Genomic DNA, 18,964 nt, shown 5'->3' with positions numbered 1-18,964 from the left:
TTAGTCATGGAAAATTTACAGGTTAAAGCCTTACCGAAGGAGTTTTTATTAGGAGCTGCTACCGCTGCTTATCAAGTAGAGGGTGCAACTAGGGTAGATGGCAAAGGAACAAATATGTGGGATGTTTATTTGCAAGAAAACAGTCCGTTTTTACCAGATCCGGCTAGTGATTTTTATTATCGTTACGAAGAGGATATAGCTTTGGCGGCAGAACATGGTTTGCAGGCTTTGCGTTTATCTATTTCTTGGGTTCGTATATTTCCTGATATAGATGGGGAGCCTAATATATTAGCTGTTCGTTATTACCATAGAGTCTTTCAGTCTTGCTTAAAACATAATGTGATTCCGTTTGTTTCTTTACATCATTTTGATTCGCCTCAGAAAATGTTAGAAACAGGGGATTGGTTGAATAGAGAGAATATTGATCGTTTCATACGATATGCTCGCTTTTGTTTCCAAGAATTTACAGAAGTCAAGCATTGGTTTACAATCAATGAACTGATGTCTCTTGCTGCAGGTCAATATATAGGAGGTCAGTTTCCTCCAAATCATCATTTTCAATTATCTGAAGCAATTCAAGCGAATCATAATATGTTGTTGGCGCATGCTCTTGCAGTCCGCGAATTTCATCAATTAGGGATTGAGGGAAAGATAGGTTGTATTCATGCTTTAAAGCCAGGCTATCCTATTGATGGGCAAAAAGAAAATATTTTGGCAGCTAAACGGTATGATGTTTATAATAATAAATTTCTATTAGATGGAACTTTTTTGGGCTACTACAGTGAGGACACGCTTTTTCACTTGAATCAAATATTGGAAGCTAATAATTCTAGCTTTATTATTGAAGATGGTGATTTAGAAATTATGAAGAGAGCTGCAGCTCTTAATACGATGTTTGGGATGAATTATTATCGTTCAGAATTTATTCGTGAATACAAAGGTGAAAATAGACAAGAATTTAATTCAACAGGAATAAAAGGACAGTCTTCTTTTAAATTAAATGCTCTAGGTGAATTTGTAAAAAAACCTGGTATTCCGACAACAGATTGGGATTGGAATATTTATCCTCAAGGGTTATTTGATATGTTGCTTCGTATCAAAGAAGAATATCCTCAACATCCGGTCATTTATTTAACTGAAAATGGTACAGCCCTTAAAGAAGTTAAGCCAGAGGGCGAGAATGATATTATTGATGACAGTAAGAGAATCCGTTATATTGAGCAACATTTACACAAAGTTTTAGAGGCTCGAGATAGAGGAGTCAATATTCAAGGCTATTTTATATGGTCTTTGCAAGATCAATTTTCTTGGGCGAATGGCTACAATAAGCGATATGGTCTTTTCTTTGTTGATTATGAAACACAGAAGAGATATATTAAGAAAAGTGCTCTTTGGGTAAAAGGGCTAAAACGGAATTAAGGTTAGCGATTTGACTGATGTTTAATATATTTTAACTATGAGCTTAAATTTTTTACAGGAGGAGTTTTTATGGATAAGTTAGTCGCTGCCATTGAAAAGCAACAAGGGAAATTTGAAAAAATTTCTACTAATAATTATATGATGGCTATTAAAGATGGATTTATTGCTACTATGCCTTTAATTATGTTTTCAAGCTTTTTGATGATTATTATTATGATTCCTAAAAATTTCGGAGTAGAGTTACCGAGTCCAGCTATTGCCTGGATGAGGAAAGTGTATATGCTAACCATGGGAGTTTTGGGTATTATTGTTTCAGGGACAGTTGCAAAGTCATTGGCTGGAAATGTTAATAGAAAAATGCCTCCTGGAAAGGTAATAAATGATACTTCTGCAATGTTGGCGGCCATATGTGGCTATCTTGTATTAACTGTAACGCTTGTAGTTGATGAGAAAACGGGATCTACAAGTTTGTCGACAAACTATTTAGGATCTCAAGGATTGATAACTTCGTTTGTCAGTGCCTTTATTACTGTAAATGTTTACCGATTCTGTATTAAGCGAGACATTACTATTCATTTACCTAAGGAAGTTCCTGGGGCTATATCACAAGCTTTTAGAGATATTTTTCCTTTTTCTTTTGTTTTACTTATTAGTGGTTTGTTAGATATTGTATCTCGTTTTAGTTTAGATGTTCCTTTTGCCCAAGTATTTCAACAACTATTGACTCCTATTTTTAAGGGGGCAGAATCATATCCTGCTATGATGTTGATTTGGTTTATGTGTGCTTTGCTTTGGTTTGTTGGAATTCATGGACCATCTATTGTCTTACCTGCTGTTACAGCTTTACAACTGAGCAATATGGAAGAGAATGCTCAACTTCTTGCAAATGGGCAGTTCCCTTATCATTCTTTAACACCTAATTTCGGGAATTATATCGCTGCTATTGGAGGAACGGGGGCTACCTTTGTTGTACCATTTATTTTGATTTTCTTTATGCGGTCTAAACAATTAAAATCGGTAGGTAAAGCTACAATTACTCCTGTTTTATTTGCGGTAAATGAACCTCTTCTATTTGGTATGCCTGTTATTTTGAATCCCTATCTTTTTGTCCCTTTTTTGATGACTCCACCAGTGAATGTATTTCTAGGAAAGGTATTTATTGATTTCTTTGGAATGAATGGATTTTATATCCAGTTACCTTGGGCCTTTCCTGGTCCCTTGGGATTGTTAATTGGAACGAATTTTCAACTTATCTCCTTTGTATTTTTATCTTTGATGTTAGTTGTCGACATATTGATTTATTTGCCATTCTGTAGAGCGTATGATAGACAGTTACTGGTGAAAGAAGATATTGCAAGCTCAAATGATATTATTTTAGAGGAGGATACAAGTGAAATAATGCCTTGTGAGATAGATGTAATAAAAAGTAAGGAGTTGAAAGTACTGGTTCTTTGTGCAGGGTCTGGAACAAGTGCGCAATTAGCCAATGCAATTAACGAGGGCGCTCAATTAGCAGAAGTTAGAGTGATTGCGAATTCAGGAGCGTACGGAGCTCATTATGATATTATGGGTGTTTATGATTTAATTATTCTGGCCCCACAAGTTCGGAGTTATTATAGAGAGATGAAGGTGGATGCAGAAAGATTAGGTATTCAGATAGTTGCTACCAGAGGAATGGAATATATTCATTTAACAAAGAGTCCAAGTAAAGCCTTACAATTTGTATTGGAGCATTACCAAGCTGTGTAGTAAGTTTTTCCATCTTTTATTTGAGTAAAGATTTTGCTTACAGATAGGCTTGGATTTAAAAACGTTCCCCCTTTTTTAATATAAGAATCCCTCTTTCACAATTGTAAAAAGAGGGATTTTGTATTTTATCTCTTAGACCAAGTTCTCTTCATAAAGAGAAGGAGGATTGGGTAAATCTCCAAGCGCCCTGCAATCATTGCAAAGGATAGGAGAATTTTTGAGATGGGACTAAAGATTGAGAAACTAGAAGTGGTTCCTAGAATAGGCCCGATATTATTGAAACAGCTAAAGACAGCGCTGGTCACGACCAGAAAATCATTGCTATCTAGGCTGACAATAAAGATAAGCGCTAGCAAAATCATAGCATAGATGACAAAGTACTTGAGAATCTTATGCTGGGTATCTTTGTCAATCACCGTTTTATTAACATGGAGGGTCAAAACACGGTGGGGCGATAGGATTGACAAAATTTGGTTTTTGGCAATTTTTGAAAGGATGAGGCCTCGAATAATCTTGAGTCCACCTGCAGTTGATCCAGCAGAGCCACCGATTGCCATGAGGAAAAGGAGGATAAACTGGGAGAAGAGGGGCCAGTTGGTAATATCTCCATATCCAAAACCAGTTGTTGTAATGATGTTGGAAACCTGGAAGAAGGTCATTTCAAAGCTCTTTGAAAACCCTGGGTAGAGGTAGAGGGTGTTGAGGCTAATCAAGCCTGTAGAAACCAGTACAATGACCAAGTAAGCCCGAAGTTCTTCGTCACCAAAGAAGGCCTTGATGCGACGGAGCATGAGGTAGTAGTAGAGGTTGAAATTTACCCCAAAAACCAGAACTCCGATACTGACCAGATAGGTAATCAGTGAGCTGCCATAGTGGGCAATTCCGTCGTTATAGACGGTAAAGCCTCCAGTTCCCGCTGTCCCCATAGCAATGACAAAACTATCGTAGAGAGGCATACCAGCTAGATAATAGATGATGACAAAGAGGGAGAAGAGAGCTAGATAAAGGAGATAGAGAATCTGGGCAGTGTTTTTTAGTTTGGATACAACCTTGCCAAAAACAGGACCTGGAACCTCAGCCTTCATCACCTCTAGGTGGCTATTTTTGGCATTGTCCATAATAGCAAGTGCAAAAACAAGCACTCCCATCCCTCCAATCAAGTGGGTAAAACTTCGCCAGAAGAGGAGGGAACGGCTGAGAACCGAAATGTCGTTCAAAATACTTGCTCCAGTAGTTGTAAACCCAGAACTAATTTCAAAAAAGGCATCAATAACGCTAGGGATTTGCCCAGAAAAGACAAAGGGGAGACCACCAAAGAAAGACCAAAGGATCCAACAGAGGGCAACGATCAAGACTCCCTCCTTGGCATAAATCCGTTGATTTTTTGGCTTCTGTAAACTCCCTGAACCGCCTAACAATACGAGAATCCCTATGGTCGAAAAGAGGGCTGTAAAGACTTGGCTCGATTCACGGTAATAGACAGCGATAGCCACAGGAACCAAGAGGAGAACAGCTTCAATCAAAAGTAACTTTGAAAGGAGGTAACGAATCATACTTTTATTCATTTCTTACCTCGCAATCAAGTCATAAATCTTGGTGATGTTTGGCAACAAGGTTGTTACTAGGAGCTTGTCTCCAACTTCCAACATATCCTCCCCAGTTGGGAAAATAGTCTTGCCCTTTCGAATAATGGCTGCAATAAGAACCCCTTTTTTCAATTTCAGTTGAGAAAGAGGTTTGGCAGTCATTTTATTGGCTTCCTTGATATGGAATTGCAGGGTTTCAATTTGGCCATTGGCTAGATGGTGCATGGCTTGAAGGTCTGAATACTGGGCATTAACTCGACCACGAATAAAGTGCATAATCGTATCTACAGCGATGCTTTTAGGTGTGATGATACTTGAAAAATCAGGCGCATTGATAATCTCGAGGAGACTGGTACGATTGACCTTAGTAATATTTTTCTGTACACCTACCCTGTCAAGGAACATAGATGTAATCAGATTTTCCTCATCGACACCTGTTAGAGTCGCAACGGCATCATAGTGTTGAGCACTTTCTTCCAGCAGGATATCTTTTGCGGTTCCATCTCCTTGAACGATGTAGAGATTTGGGAATTTCTCGCTAAAGAAGCTGGCGATTTCAGGATTGATTTCAATGACTTTTGTATCGATACGACTATCTTTGAGAATACCAAGTAGATAATAGGCAATTCTACCTGCCCCAACGATGAGAAGGCTCTTCACGGCGCGTGATTTAAAATAATTATGGAAGAGTATCATATCGACACGGTTACCAGTGACAAAGATTCTATCTTTATCCTGTACAGTCATGTCACCGCTTGGAATGATAATTTGATGATCCCTCTCTATCGCACAGACAATGACATTACCAAATTTTTTACGAAAATCAGAAATGGGCATTTGGCAAAGACCGCTGGTGGACTTGACGACAAATTCCATGAGGCTAACGCGTCCACCAGCAAAGCGTTCGACAGACAGGGCGTTGGGGAAGTCAATGATATTCGCGATAGCGCGGGCAGCCAAGAGCTCAGGATTAACGATAAGAGAAAAACCGAGAATATTCTTTTCCTTGAAATAAGAGTTAGAATATTCAGGGTTCCGCACCCGAACGATAGTTTCTTTAGCTCCCATTTTCTTGGCTAGAACTGCTGCAATCATGTTGACTTCATCGTGCTCAGTCAGGGCGATAAAGATATCACAATCTTGGACGCTGGCTTGCTCAAGAATGGCAAAATCGGCCCCGTTACCAAGGATACCAATGATATCAAAGCGATTGACAATATGATTGAGAACAGCTTCGTCTTGCTCAATCAGCAAAACATCATGCTTTTCTGCAACCAAGGAGCGACAGAGGGCAAAACCAACTTTTCCCCCTCCGACAAGGATAATTTTCATAATAAAACCTACTTTTTCATGATGTAACTATCATACCCTTTTTCAAGAAAAAATGCACCTACTAGCTAATAACAAGAGCTTTTAGTGAAAATTCGCTATAAGGTAAAACTATACCCTAACCAATTGAAATAGCTATTAGCGACTTTCTCTGAAATATGGTATGATAAAGGATATACAAGGAGATAAAATGAATAATAATTTACTGGTATTACAATCAGACTTTGGTCTGGTTGATGGTGCGGTATCGGCTATGATTGGAGTGGCTTTAGAAGAGTCTCCAACCTTAAAAATCCATCACTTGACGCACGATATCACGCCTTATAATATTTTTGAGGGGAGCTATCGTCTCTTTCAGACGGTGGATTACTGGCCTGAGGGAACGACGTTTGTATCGGTTGTCGATCCAGGTGTCGGTTCGAAACGTAAGAGTGTAGTTGCCAAGACTGCAAAAAATCAATACATTGTCACGCCAGATAATGGGACGCTTTCCTTTATCAAGAAACACGTTGGCATTGTAGCCATTCGTGAGATTTCTGAGGTGGCCAATAGGCGTCAAAACACAGAGCATTCTTATACCTTCCACGGTCGTGATGTCTATGCCTATACTGGTGCTAAACTGGCCAGTGGTCACATTACTTTTGAGGAAGTAGGGCCAGAGCTCAGTGTGGAACAGATTGTAGAGCTTCCAGTCGTAGCGACCATCATAGAAGATCATCTGGTGAAGGGAGCCATTGATATTCTGGATGTGCGTTTCGGTTCGCTTTGGACCTCTATCACACGGGAAGAATTTTACAAGCTGGAACCAGAATTTGGTGATCGTTTTGAAGTGACCATCTATCATGCTGATATGCTGGTCTATCAAAATCAGGTTGTCTATGGCAAATCATTTGCAGATGTGAGAATTGGGCAACCCATCCTTTACATCAACTCTCTCTATCGTTTAGGTTTGGCTATCAACCAAGGTTCCTTTGCCAAGGCCTATAATGTAGGTGTCGGTTCATCTTGGACCATTGAAATAAAGAAAATAGAAGGATAAAATAGGAGAATAGTATGGAAATCAAATTTACAATTAAACAAGTTGTTGCTGTCGGAATTGGCGCTGCCCTCTTTGTCGTCATCGGGATGATCAACATTCCAACCCCTGTTCCAAATACAAGCATCCAGCTTCAGTATGCGGTACAAGCGCTACTTTCTATTATTTTTGGACCGATTATCGGTTTGCTTGTCGGGTTGATTGGTCATGCAATCAAGGACTCTCTTGCTGGTTATGGTCTATGGTGGACTTGGATTATCGCTAGCGGACTTTTTGGTCTAGTTGTGGGACTTTTTAGAAAGTACGTTCGAGTGATCAATGGTGTTTTTGACTGGAAAGATATTCTTATTTTTAACCTCATTCAACTACTTGCAAATGCCCTTGTTTGGGGTGTCTTGGCACCACTTGGAGATGTTGTGATTTATCAAGAAGCGGCAGAAAAAGTATTTGCACAAGGGATTGTTGCGGGAATTGCCAATGGTGTATCTGTAGCTATTGCAGGAACTCTTCTCTTACTTGCCTATGCAGGAACCCAAACTCGTGCAGGAAGTTTGAAAAAGGACTAATACTCAATGAAAATCAAAGAGCAAACTAGGAAGCTAGCCGCAGGTTGCTCAAAACAGTGTTTTGAGATTGTGGATAGAACTGACGAAGTCAGCTCAAAACATGGTTTTGAGGTTGTAGATGAAACTGACGAAGTCAGTAACCATACCTACGGCAAGGCGAAGCTGACGTGGTTTGAAGAGATTTTCGAAGAGTATAAAATGATGGGGAAGGCTGGGCAACTAGTCTTTTTCGATGTTTATAGATTAGTTAGGCAAGTAAGCTAGGATAGGAATCTTTTTGGCGCTAAGATTTTAAGAGAAGAGACTGCAAGAAGGGCTTGATTTATGATAAAATAGAAGTCTAAGAAGCGAATGAAGAGAGTAAGATGAAAGAAGCTATAATTGAGTGGAAGGATTTCTCTTTCCGGTATGAAACACAACAAGAACCGACCTTGCAAGGGATAGACTTGACCATTTACAAGGGAGAGAAAGTCTTAATTGTTGGACCATCTGGGTCAGGTAAATCTACCTTGGGTCAGTGTTTGAATGGGATTATTCCCAATATTTACAAGGGTCAGACATATGGAGAATTTTTGATAAAGGGTCAAGTAGCCTTTGATATGAGCATCTATGATAAGTCTCATCTGGTTAGCACAGTTTTGCAGGATACAGATGGGCAGTTTATTGGCTTGTCTGTGGCAGAAGATTTGGCGTTTGCTCTGGAAAATGATGTGACAGCCCTAGATGAGATGAAAGGTCGTGTTTATAAATGGGCTGAAAAGCTGGACCTTCTTCCTTTACTGGATCAGCGTCCTCAGGATTTGTCAGGTGGACAAAAGCAGCGAGTCAGTCTGGCTGGTGTCTTGATTGATGAAAGTCCGATTCTCTTGTTTGATGAGCCACTCGCCAATCTAGATCCCAAGTCAGGTCAGGATATTATCGAATTGATTGACCAGATTCATAAGGAAGAGGGGACGACGACTCTGATTATCGAGCACCGTTTGGAGGACGTTCTGCATCGCCCTGTGGATCGGATTGTCTTGATAAACGATGGTCGTATCCTTTTTAATGGGAGCCCTGACCAGTTGCTTGCGACTGATTTATTGACTCAAAATGGAATTCGAGAACCCCTTTATCTAACCACTCTCCGTCAATTAGGTGTGGACTTAGTCAAGGAAGAACAATTAGCAGATCTGGATAACTTGTCTATCTCAAAAGGGCAAGTCCAGTTACAGACGGAACTGGTAAAAGAAACCTCAGAATTGCAGTCACTCTTTAGACTAGAGGAAGTATCTTTTTCTTATGATGATAGACCGATTTTAAAATCCCTACATTTAGATATTAAAAAGGGTGAAAAGATTGCTATTGTCGGAAAAAATGGAGCAGGGAAATCAACTCTAGCCAAGGCTATAAGTAGCTTTATTCAGACGGAAGGACGCTATCTTTGGGAAAAACAGGATATAAAAGGCGATTCTGTTGCAGAGCGGGCGGAACGAGTAGGATATGTGCTACAAAATCCTAATCAAATGATTTCAACCAATATGATTTTTGATGAGGTGGCTCTAGGGCTCCGTTTGCGAGGTGTGGATGAGAAGGAAATTGAAACGAGAGTCTATGAAACCTTGAAAATCTGTGGACTTTATGAATTCCGTAATTGGCCTATTTCTGCCCTGTCATTTGGTCAGAAAAAACGTGTCACCATTGCTTCAATTTTGGTCTTAGGAGCTGAAATTATTCTCCTAGATGAACCGACTGCAGGTCAAGATCAGAAGAACTATACTGAGATTATGGAATTTCTCGAAGAGTTACATCAAAAAGGGCATACCATTGTCATGATTACCCATGATATGCAATTGATGCTGGATTATTCAGACCGGGTCCTTGTCATGGTGGATGGAGAATTGATTGCCGATACTGTTCCAGCCAGTCTGTTGAGCGATCCTGAGCTGTTAGTAAAAGCCAATCTAAAAGAAACCTCCATCTTTAACTTGGCTAAGAAACTAGATGTGGATCCACTGGATTTAACGGCATTTTACAAAGAAAGGAGAGAGGGATGCAAGCTAAATTAATCGGTTACCAGCATAGAGATACTGTGATTCATCGCTTGTCAGGAGCTGGGAAACTTCTCTTTTTCATTCTGGTATCATTGGCGGCCATGATTAGCTATGATACCAGAATGCTCTTGCTGATTGCCATCTTTTCAGTCTTTCTCCTCTATTTATCAGAAATTCGCTTTAAAGATGTTTCCTTTGTAGCCGTTTTTGCGACGGTATTTGCCGTTTTAAACGTTTTGATGGTCTATCTCTTTTCTCCCGAGTATGGGGTTGGACTTTATGGAGAGAGAAGTGTGATTTGGCAGGGAATCGGTGTCTACACTCTAACCAGCCAGGAGCTCTTTTATCTGCTAAATTTGGCCATTAAGTATCTTTGCACCATTCCTCTGGCTATTATCTTTTTGATGACAACCCATCCTAGTCAGTTTGCTTCCAGTTTAAATCAAATTGGTGTGCCCTATAAGATTGCTTATTCTGTCAGCCTGACCTTGCGCTATATTCCAGATTTGCAGGAAGAATTCTTTACTATCAAGATGTCTCAGGAGGCGCGTGGGATGGAATTATCCAAGAAAGCTTCTCTTATGCAACGAATCAAAGGCAATCTGCTCATTATTACGCCCTTGATTTTTAGCTCGCTAGAACGCATTGATACCATTGCGACTGCCATGGAGCTTCGCCGCTTTGGGAAAGAGAAAAAACGCACATGGTATAGTTATCAGGCCTTGAAAAAAGGAGACTATATTACCTTGCTCTTGGCAACCTTGTTTTTAGTAGTTAGTTTACTACTTATCTTGCAGAATCAGGGACGATTTTACAACCCTTGGAAATAGCTTGAAAAAATTGAAAAAATCAAGTCATTTCTATTGACAATGATTCTGAAAGTGTTATACTAAGAAAGTAGTTTCGCTGATTTACTTCAAACCTGTTGTGAGGTAAGTTAACGATGCCTTAACCACGCTGTTTGCTGAGCTTGACTCCGGGCAGTGTGGCTATTTTTTTGCAATGGTGAAAGGAAGCAAGTCATGACAAATCACATTGTATTATTTGAACCTCAAATTCCACAAAATACGGGCAATATCGCGCGTACTTGCGCTGCGACCAATTCTCCCCTCCACATCATCAAGCCTATGGGCTTTCCTATTGATGACCGCAAGATGAAGCGGGCTGGATTGGATTACTGGGATAAGCTAGAGATTTATTTTTACGAGAGTTTGGAAGATTTCATATCTCAGATGAAGGGAAAACTCTATCTGATTTCGAAATTCGCGGAAAAAGTCTATTCTGAGGTGGATTTATCGACTGACGAGGACCATTATTTTCTCTTTGGACGTGAAGACAAGGGCTTACCTGAAGATTTTATGCGAGAACATCCTGAGAAGGCTCTCCGTATTCCCATGAATGATGAACATGTCCGCAGTCTCAATGTGTCTAATACCGTCTGCATGATTGTCTATGAGGCTCTTCGCCAGCAGAACTTTGCAGGTCTTGAGCTCGTCCATACCTATGAAGTGGATAAATTGAAATAAAAAATGAAAATGAACAAAATGCTTGCGCTTGCAAGCGTTTTTTGTTATGATAAAAGAGTCTTCAGGGCAGGGTGTGATTCCCGACCGGCGGTGACTTTAACTAGGAAATGATCTTTTCCTTTTATACTTTGTTGACAAGCTTTGCCTAACCAGAAGTTATGCCTACAGCTTGTCGCCTAGTCTAAAAGAAAAATCTCTATTTCCTTCTCTTTAAAGAAGTCCGCGAGCGCAAGCTGATGTGGTGAGATTCCACAACCGACAGTATAGTCTGGATGGGAGAAGACGAAAGAATAGCTTTGTCTGTTTTGATAGATTTATAGCCGGATTGTAACCACTTGCTTTGTTTTTCTTTAATAGAGTAAGAGGGAACTTTTGGGATATAAAAAGTGAGAATAGATAGAGGAATCCTTTCCAACTTCTTCTGATTTTATAGAAAATTGGAGGAACCTGTTATGACAAACACACGTCGACTTTCGACCATTGCAATTTTATCAGCCATCTCATTTGTGCTGATGTACTTTGACTTTCCGCTTTTACCAGCGGCATCTTTCCTCAAGATCGAATTTAGTATCTTGCCAGTCCTTGTGGGTCTGGTGGTCATGGATTTGCCTGCTGCTCTAGGAGTGCTCTTGCTTCGCTCACTATTGAAATTGCTTCTTAACAGCCAAGGAGTGAATACTTACATTGGTTTGCCGATGAATATCGTAGCTTTGGGAGTTTTTGTCATCGTATTTGCTTTGATTTGGAAAAAGGAACGGACAACCCTTCGTTTCCTACTAGGCTCTCTAGCTGGAACTGTTGGTTTAACCTTGGCCATGTTGGTTCTCAACTATGTTTATGCTGTTCCTTTGTACGCTAAGTTTGCTAACTTTGATATTGGAAAAATTTTGGGACTTTCCAACTACCTAATGACCATGGTATTACCTTTTAACTTGATTGAGGGTGTAATCTTTTCCGTTTCATTCTGGTTGTTGTACGTCCTTTTGAAACCAACCTTAAAACACTATGAAAGATAAACAAACATTTTTAATGAAGGGCAGTTTTGCCCTTTTACTTTTCGTTATTCTTGGCTATATGGTCAAATTTTACCCTGAAATGTTGGTCAATTTTGACCAATCGATTCAGACTGCCATTCGAGGAGACTTACCAGATTATTTGACTATTCTTTTTCGATCCCTCACACGTCTGATTGATATCCCAGTGATTATCACTTGGGTTGTCATTACAGCTTTTGTCTTTTATCGTAAGCGATGGAAGATAGAAAGTTTCTTCATGCTGGGAAATCTGGCTTTGGCAGGTCTTTTAATCGTGACCTTTAAAAATATCTACCAGCGCCCACGACCAGCTATCTTACATCTGGTGGAGGAGAAGGGATTTTCCTTCCCAAGTGGGCATTCTCTGGCTGTAACCTTGATGGTAGGTACTTTGATTGTTATTCTTAGTCAGCGGATTAAAGATCCAGTCTGGAGAAAAATCGTACAAATCGTCCTTGGCCTCTACCTAGTCAGTGTGCTGGTATCAAGAGTCTATCTGGGAGTTCATTACCCATCAGACGTCCTTGCCAGTCTCTGTGTGGGCTTGGGAGTCCTGTTTATCGAGTTTCCCTTCTATGACAAGCTCCGCTTCCAATGGCGATTTAAAGGCAAACAGAAGTGAGTATCGAATTCCCTTGAGGAGAAAGAAATGAAAGTCAATATAGCAGATCTTCATCCGACTCAACTATATTTATCAGAAAAGAAGTTGCAAGATATTCAGATGCTTTACCAGTCGGCAGAAACAATCCAAGTCGATCCAATCAGTATTCTTGCCTTTGGAGATTGTTTGCTGATTACAGATGGGCATCACAGGGCTTATCAGGCTTTATTGGCAGGTCGGGATACGATTTCTGCTGAGTGGGATAGAGATGGTGGTGATGAACTATATCATCTCTATGCGCAAGCTTGCGAGGAAAGAAAGATTTACTCTGTTTTTGATTTAGAAGATCGTATCCTAGCTCAAGATGGGTATGAAGCAAAATGGTATAACTGGTGTGATGGTTTTAATCAAGCAGCAACTCTTTTGTTGAAAAGGTAGTGCATTGTGTTTTGTTCCTTATTATAAGGTCAATTATTGTGAGGAAGCTTTTGCTTGGTATCAGGATGTGAACTTGGTTTACCTCGTAGATGGGGTGAAGCTTCCTTACAGTCAAGCGACCTTGGAAGCCATGTATTCCTATTTGGATCGGCATGGTGAGCTTTTTTGGATTGAAGTCAAGGAGAAGGGAGAATGGTTTCCAATTGGGGATATTACACTATCTCAGGATAATCTCCCCATTGTGATTGGGAATTCCGCTTACCAACATCGAGGACTTGGAAAAAAGATTCTAAGTGCTTTGATTGAATTGGCTCGAGTAAAAGGATGGAAAGAATTGAGAGTCAAGGAAATCTACACCTACAATCATGCTTCTAGGAGGTGTTTCAAGTCGCTTGGATTTGTGGAAAATGGAGCAACAGAAAAAGGAAGGAGTTTTATATTGGAATTAGTCTAATCCTGCCACTTTCTCCCCCTTAACCTTTGACTATTCCGCAAAATTATCGTAAAATAAAGAGTAAATGATAAAATGAGGTCAGAGTCTGTTCGCTCTGGCGATAGTAGTATAAATGAGGAGAAACGCTTTGGAATTAGAAGTATTTGCTGGGCAAGAAAAAAGTGAACTATCTATGATTGAGGTAGCGCGTGCTATCTTGGAACTTCGTGGTCGCGATCATGAGATGCATTTTAGCGATCTTGTAAACGAAATTCAAAACTACCTTGGAACATCAAACAGCGATATCCGCGAAGCTTTGCCTTTGTTCTACACAGAGTTGAACTTTGACGGTAGCTTCATCTCACTTGGGGACAACAAATGGGGTCTTCGTTCATGGTATGGTGTGGACGAAATCGACGAAGAAATCATCGCTCTTGAAGAAAATGACGACGATGAAGTAGCACCAAAAGCTAAGAAAAAACGTGTCAATGCCTTTATGGATGGTGATTCAGATGCCATTGACTACAATGCAGATGATCCAGAAGACGAAGATGCATACGAAGCAGATCCAGCTCTTTCATACGATGATGAAAATCCAGATGATGAAAAAAATGAAGTGGAAGCTTATGATGCAGAAATCAACGAAATCGCTCCAGATGACTTGGGAGAAGATGTGGATCTCAACGAAGACGACGACGAGTTTTCAGATGACGACGCTGAAACCAGCGAGGAATAAGAGTTAGCTATTGACAATTATCCTATTTTTAGGTATCATATTGTTTGGGCACCTCTTTTAGAGGTCGGGGCTCCCTAGTTCTTAGGGAGCTATTTTTGTTTTTTCAAGAAGTTATCTTCTTGTATTTTATACTCAATGAAAATCAAAGAGCAAGCTAGGAAACTAGCCGTAGGCTGCTCAAAACACTGTTTTGAGGTTGTAGATAAGACTGACAAAGTCAGGAACACATATCTACGGCAAGGCGACGTTGACGCGGTTTGAAGAGATTTTCGAAGAGTATTAGTTGTGAATCTGGTGCAGTCGTCCCAGATTATTCTTATTAGTAGGGTCTTGTTTTCTATATCCCCTCGTAGTTAACAAGACCTTGAGCATTTTAGAAAGAGGAATCTATGTCTACGAAATATATTTTTGTAACTGGTGGTGTGGTATCGTCCATTGGGAAAGGGATTGTGGCAGCGAGTCTAGGCCGTCTCTTGAAAAATCGTGGTCTCAAAGTAACCATTCAAAAGTTTGACCCTTATATCAATATTGATCCGGGAACCATGAGTCCTTACCAGCACGGGGAAGTTTTTGTGACAGATGACGGAGCTGAGACAGATTTGGACTTGGGTCACTATGAACGTTTCATCGATATCAATCTCAACAAATATTCCAACGTGACAACTGGGAAAATTTACAGTGAAGTTCTTCGTAAAGAACGCCGTGGAGAATACCTTGGGGCAACTGTTCAAGTCATTCCTCATATCACAGATGCTTTGAAAGAAAAAATCAAGCGTGCCGCTCTAACGACCGACTCTGATGTCATTATCACAGAGGTTGGTGGAACAGTAGGAGATATCGAGTCCTTGCCATTCCTAGAGGCTCTTCGTCAGATGAAGGCAGATGTGGGTGCGGATAATGTCATGTATATCCATACAACCTTGCTTCCTTACCTCAAGGCTGCTGGTGAAATGAAAACCAAACCAACCCAACACTCTGTCAAAGAATTGCGTGGCTTGGGAATCCAACCAAATATGTTGGTTATTCGTACAGAAGAGCCAGCTGGTCAAGGAATTAAAAATAAACTGGCCCAGTTCTGTGATGTGGCACCAGAAGCCGTTATCGAATCGTTGGATGTTGAACACCTTTACCAAATTCCACTGAACTTGCAGGCACAAGGGATGGACCAAATTGTTTGTGATCATTTGAAATTAGACGCACCAGCAGCGGATATGACAGAATGGTCAGCCATGGTGGACAAGGTCATGAACCTCAAGAAACAAGTTAAGATTTCCCTTGTTGGTAAGTATGTGGAGTTGCAAGATGCCTATATCTCAGTGGTCGAAGCCTTGAAACACTCTGGCTATGTCAATGATGTAGAAGTTAAAATCAATTGGGTCAATGCCAATGATGTGACAGCAGAGAATGTAGCAGAACTCTTGTCTGATGCGGACGGGATCATCGTACCAGGTGGTTTTGGTCAACGTGGTACAGAAGGGAAAATCCAAGCCATCCGCTATGCGCGTGAAAATGATGTTCCAATGTTGGGAGTCTGCTTGGGAATGCAGTTGACATGTATCGAGTTTGCTCGTCACGTTTTAGGTCTTGAAGGTGCCAATTCTGCAGAGCTTGCACCAGAAACAAAATACCCTATCATTGATATCATGCGTGATCAGATTGATATTGAGGATATGGGTGGAACCCTTCGTTTGGGACTTTATCCGTCTAAGTTGAAACGTGGCTCTAAGGCTGCTGCTGCTTATCACAATCAAGAAGTGGTGCAACGCCGTCACCGTCACCGTTATGAGTTTAATAATGCCTTCCGTGAGCAGTTTGAGGCAGCAGGTTTTGTCTTTTCAGGAGTTTCTCCAGACAATCGTTTGGTAGAAATCGTGGAAATTCCTGAAAATAAATTCTTTGTAGCTTGTCAGTATCACCCTGAACTGTCAAGCCGTCCAAACCGACCAGAAGAACTCTACACTGCCTTTGTTACTGCAGCGGTTGAGAACAGCAATTAGCAAAATCAGAACCTTTGAGAAAAATCTCAGAGGTTTTTTGCATACGATGATATTGCAGTATATCTGAGGTAGGAGTCCTCTGTATGTACCTGCTACCGTTGAAATCAATAGCGACTCCCTCTTGCCCTGTGCTAGTGAATGGATTTATCAGTATATTGAAATGAAATAAAATTTGAACAAATTAATTCGGAAAGCCAAATCAATTTCTAGCAAAGTTTTAGGAACTGGATTGTATAGTGAATTGAAATAAGATGTGAACATCTCTATCAGAAAAGTCAAATTAATTTATAGAAATATTTTAGCAGTCAAGATGTACTGTTATAGATTCAATACATTATACTTTTTTAATTTAATCCACTATAGTAAAATGAAATAAGAACAGGACAAATCGATCAGGACAGTCAAATCGATTTCTAACAATGTTTTAGAAATAGAGGTGTACTATTCTAGTTTCAATATACTATATATCTGCAGAATACTCTTTCAGTTTCATTCAGCCTAGTCTTGCTTAGGAAAAAGTAAAAAGCCATCCAATTATGATGGATAGCTTCTTGGTTCTTAGATTTGTTCTGCAAAAACCTTTTCAGCAAGGTTCATAGCGTGGTCTGATACACGAGTGTAGTGTGAGATGATGTCGATAAAGTTGACCCCAGCTTGTGTTGAACATTCGCCTTTGTTGAGGCGTTTGATGTGGGTTTTTCTGAGAACACGTTCTATCTTATTGATTGCTTCATGACGTTCTACAAGACTGCGTGCTTTTTCAATATCATTGTTTTCCACACTATCCAGAGCATCTTTGATAAAGTCACTAGTTTGGCGGTAAACTTCCTCTAATTCTTTCAAGGCGGCATCAGAAAATTCAACATTTTTCCGTTGAAGATAGTCAGTCAGATTGAGTAGAGCCTCCGTGTGGTCTCCAATCCGTTCCAAATCACGGGAGGAATCAAGGATATTGGTAAGCACTTCACTTTCTTTTTGGCTGAGAGCTTCGCTTGAAAGGGCAATGAGATAACGTGTTAATTGCTCATCGATGGTGTTAATTGCTTCTTCGGTTTTATGCCCTTTTTCAGCAACTTTTTCATCCAAGTCAATGATGTACTTATAGGAAAGGTCAAAGGCTTTAGCAGCGTAGTTTCCTAAGTGCAAGAGCTCTTTCTTAGCATTTCCTAGAGCGATAGATGGGGCCTGTTTGATGAAATGTTCATCAAGATATAAGGGTTCGTATTTGACAACCTCGTCCTCTCCAGGAATAATCTTGGTTACAAAGTAAGCCAGAGCTCCGATAAATGGAAATTGGACAATGGTGTTGGTAATATTAAAGGTTCCGTGAGCAAAGGCGATGGTCATTTCCGGTGCTAGATTTAGCGTAGCTTCAAACCAATGAATCAGGACAGTAAAAGGAACTAGAAAAATAACGCAGACAACTGTTCCGATAACGTTGAAGGCAACATGAGCTCCTGCTACCCGTTTAGCTGCAATATTAGCCCCTAAAGAGGCAATGATGGCTGTAATGGTTGTCCCGATATTGTCACCAAATAGAACTGGCAAAGCTCCCTGTAGGTCAATTAGATTGCCGGCGTAGAGGTTTTGTAAAATCCCAATGGTAGCCGAAGAAGCTTGAATTAGCAAGGTCAAGCCAGTACCGACAAAGACACCCAAAACAGGATTCTTACTTAGCTCAATCATATAGTCCTTAAAGACCTGTAAATCCTTGAGTGGAGCCATTGCGCCGCTCATGAGATTGAGGGCAAAAAAGATACCACCGACACCAAAGAGGATGCGTCCGATATTATTGACTGTCCGATTTTTTGTAAAAAAGAGACAGACGGCACCGATAAAGAGCATAGGTAGGGCATAGTTACCTAATTTAAAACCGATGAGAAAGGATGTGACAGTTGTCCCAATATTAGCACCCATGACAATCCCGATAGCCTGACGTAAGGTTAAGAGACCGGCACTGACCAGGCCGACTGTAATAACTGTTACACCAGAACTAGACTGAATTAGAGCAGTCATCCCAATACCAACCAGAACTCCAAAGAAAGGATTACTAGTATATTTGTCAATGTAAAAACGAAGGCGATCTCCAGCAGCTTGTTGCAAACCGTCTCCCATGGTCTTGATACTATATAAGAATAGCCCCAGACCACCTAAAAAGTGAAATAAAATTTCCTGCCAATTAATGGACATTTCTTTTTCCTCCGAAAAATAATCGCGGAATATCTCCTATTTTATTTTAAAGGATAAAAGTAAATCTAACAAGTGTTAATGTCAAGTTTGTAAAAGAAAATTATAATTGATAAGTGTATTATTTTTAAGAGTTTTTAACCTTATTTTAGATTTGTGAAAACAGCTATTGTTTTTTGTCTAAAAATGTTTTAGGATAAAAATGTGATTATCATGGTTCTAGAGTTTGATAAAAAACTACAGAATATAAAGCGCTTTCTTGAAAACAACAAAATCAATCTTTTAGGAGGAGAA

The 18,964-nt window shown here is 40.1% G+C and carries 18 protein-coding genes and 1 riboswitch; of the genes, 15 read left to right on the top strand and 3 right to left on the bottom strand.

Features of this window, described 5'->3' with window-relative positions; all coding sequences use genetic code 11:
• Window positions 1-6: 6 nt before the first annotated feature.
• Window positions 7-1,419 carry a 6-phospho-beta-galactosidase gene (gene lacG, locus AT689_RS00175; RefSeq protein WP_000429426.1) on the top strand — a complete coding sequence of 471 codons (1,413 nt, stop codon included), beginning with the start codon at window positions 7-9 and terminating at the stop codon, window positions 1,417-1,419.
• A gap of 69 nt (window positions 1,420-1,488) precedes the next feature.
• Window positions 1,489-3,168, top strand: coding sequence for a PTS lactose transporter subunit IIBC (locus AT689_RS00170; protein ID WP_000359734.1), 1,680 nt, complete (start codon window positions 1,489-1,491; stop codon window positions 3,166-3,168).
• 125 nt (window positions 3,169-3,293) lie between these two features.
• On the opposite strand, the gene AT689_RS00165 is transcribed toward AT689_RS00170, so the two are convergent.
• Both AT689_RS00165 and trkA read right to left on the bottom strand, forming a co-directional pair.
• Complete coding sequence (locus AT689_RS00165) at window positions 3,294-4,733, bottom strand: TrkH family potassium uptake protein (RefSeq protein ID WP_001845061.1); 1,440 nt, start codon at window positions 4,731-4,733, stop codon at window positions 3,294-3,296.
• 3 nt (window positions 4,734-4,736) lie between these two features.
• Window positions 4,737-6,086, bottom strand: a complete 1,350-nt coding sequence (gene trkA / locus AT689_RS00160; protein ID WP_000691674.1) for a Trk system potassium transporter TrkA — start codon at window positions 6,084-6,086, stop codon at window positions 4,737-4,739.
• Window positions 6,087-6,273: 187 nt separating this feature from the next.
• Between trkA and AT689_RS00155 the strand changes: the two genes are divergently transcribed.
• The 13 genes from AT689_RS00155 to AT689_RS00095 all read left to right on the top strand — a co-directional run bounded on the left by AT689_RS00155 (window position 6,274) and on the right by AT689_RS00095 (window position 16,483).
• Entirely contained in the window at window positions 6,274-7,122 is an 849-nt protein-coding gene (locus tag AT689_RS00155) for an SAM hydrolase/SAM-dependent halogenase family protein (protein ID WP_001063601.1), read from the top strand.
• A 14-nt stretch (window positions 7,123-7,136) separates the two neighbouring features.
• Complete coding sequence (locus AT689_RS00150; RefSeq protein WP_000403162.1) at window positions 7,137-7,685, top strand: ECF-type riboflavin transporter substrate-binding protein; 549 nt, start codon at window positions 7,137-7,139, stop codon at window positions 7,683-7,685.
• Window positions 7,686-7,691: 6 nt separating this feature from the next.
• Window positions 7,692-7,949: a hypothetical protein gene (locus AT689_RS00145; protein ID WP_000693286.1), complete on the top strand. Its 258-nt coding sequence runs from the start codon at window positions 7,692-7,694 to the stop codon at window positions 7,947-7,949.
• A gap of 101 nt (window positions 7,950-8,050) precedes the next feature.
• Window positions 8,051-9,733: an ABC transporter ATP-binding protein gene (locus tag AT689_RS00140; RefSeq protein ID WP_000656547.1), complete on the top strand. Its 1,683-nt coding sequence runs from the start codon at window positions 8,051-8,053 to the stop codon at window positions 9,731-9,733.
• On the top strand, window positions 9,718-10,548 hold the full coding sequence (locus tag AT689_RS00135) for an energy-coupling factor transporter transmembrane component T family protein (RefSeq protein WP_001148103.1): 831 nt from the start codon (window positions 9,718-9,720) through the stop codon (window positions 10,546-10,548). Before AT689_RS00140 ends, AT689_RS00135 begins: the two co-directional genes overlap by 16 nt.
• 192 nt (window positions 10,549-10,740) lie before the next feature.
• Window positions 10,741-11,244 (top strand): tRNA (cytidine(34)-2'-O)-methyltransferase, encoded by a 504-nt coding sequence (locus tag AT689_RS00130; RefSeq protein ID WP_000181374.1) that lies wholly within the window; start codon window positions 10,741-10,743, stop codon window positions 11,242-11,244.
• 53 nt (window positions 11,245-11,297) lie between these two features.
• A riboswitch (FMN riboswitch) is annotated at window positions 11,298-11,532 on the top strand.
• A 164-nt stretch (window positions 11,533-11,696) separates the two neighbouring features.
• A complete protein-coding gene (locus tag AT689_RS00125; RefSeq protein ID WP_000185835.1) occupies window positions 11,697-12,260 on the top strand; it encodes an ECF transporter S component in 564 nt (187 codons plus the stop codon).
• On the top strand, window positions 12,250-12,900 hold the full coding sequence (locus AT689_RS00120; RefSeq protein ID WP_000653432.1) for a phosphatase PAP2 family protein: 651 nt from the start codon (window positions 12,250-12,252) through the stop codon (window positions 12,898-12,900). Before AT689_RS00125 ends, AT689_RS00120 begins: the two co-directional genes overlap by 11 nt.
• Window positions 12,901-12,927: 27 nt before the next feature.
• Window positions 12,928-13,317, top strand: a complete 390-nt coding sequence (locus tag AT689_RS00115) for a chromosome partitioning protein ParB (protein ID WP_000867290.1) — start codon at window positions 12,928-12,930, stop codon at window positions 13,315-13,317.
• 4 nt (window positions 13,318-13,321) lie between these two features.
• Window positions 13,322-13,771: a GNAT family N-acetyltransferase gene (locus AT689_RS00110; RefSeq protein WP_000333653.1), complete on the top strand. Its 450-nt coding sequence runs from the start codon at window positions 13,322-13,324 to the stop codon at window positions 13,769-13,771.
• Between the two features lie 127 nt (window positions 13,772-13,898).
• The gene (gene rpoE, locus AT689_RS00105) at window positions 13,899-14,486 is read left to right on the top strand and encodes a DNA-directed RNA polymerase subunit delta (RefSeq protein WP_000418402.1); all 588 of its coding nucleotides are present in this window, start codon (window positions 13,899-13,901) and stop codon (window positions 14,484-14,486) included.
• 135 nt (window positions 14,487-14,621) lie between these two features.
• The gene (locus AT689_RS13155) at window positions 14,622-14,747 is read left to right on the top strand and encodes a hypothetical protein (protein ID WP_000692891.1); all 126 of its coding nucleotides are present in this window, start codon (window positions 14,622-14,624) and stop codon (window positions 14,745-14,747) included.
• Window positions 14,748-14,875: 128 nt separating this feature from the next.
• A complete protein-coding gene (locus tag AT689_RS00095) occupies window positions 14,876-16,483 on the top strand; it encodes a CTP synthase (protein WP_000105242.1) in 1,608 nt (535 codons plus the stop codon).
• Between the two features lie 558 nt (window positions 16,484-17,041).
• On the opposite strand, the gene AT689_RS00090 is transcribed toward AT689_RS00095, so the two are convergent.
• Window positions 17,042-18,673 carry a Na/Pi cotransporter family protein gene (locus tag AT689_RS00090; RefSeq protein WP_000026645.1) on the bottom strand — a complete coding sequence of 544 codons (1,632 nt, stop codon included), beginning with the start codon at window positions 18,671-18,673 and terminating at the stop codon, window positions 17,042-17,044.
• Window positions 18,674-18,964: the final 291 nt, after the last annotated feature.

It is taken from the genome of Streptococcus pneumoniae, assembly GCF_001457635.1.
In the GTDB taxonomy this organism is placed as follows: domain Bacteria; phylum Bacillota; class Bacilli; order Lactobacillales; family Streptococcaceae; genus Streptococcus; species Streptococcus pneumoniae.
The sequence above is the reverse complement of the archived record's forward strand: the minus strand, read 5'-3'. Positions and strand labels throughout refer to the sequence as shown.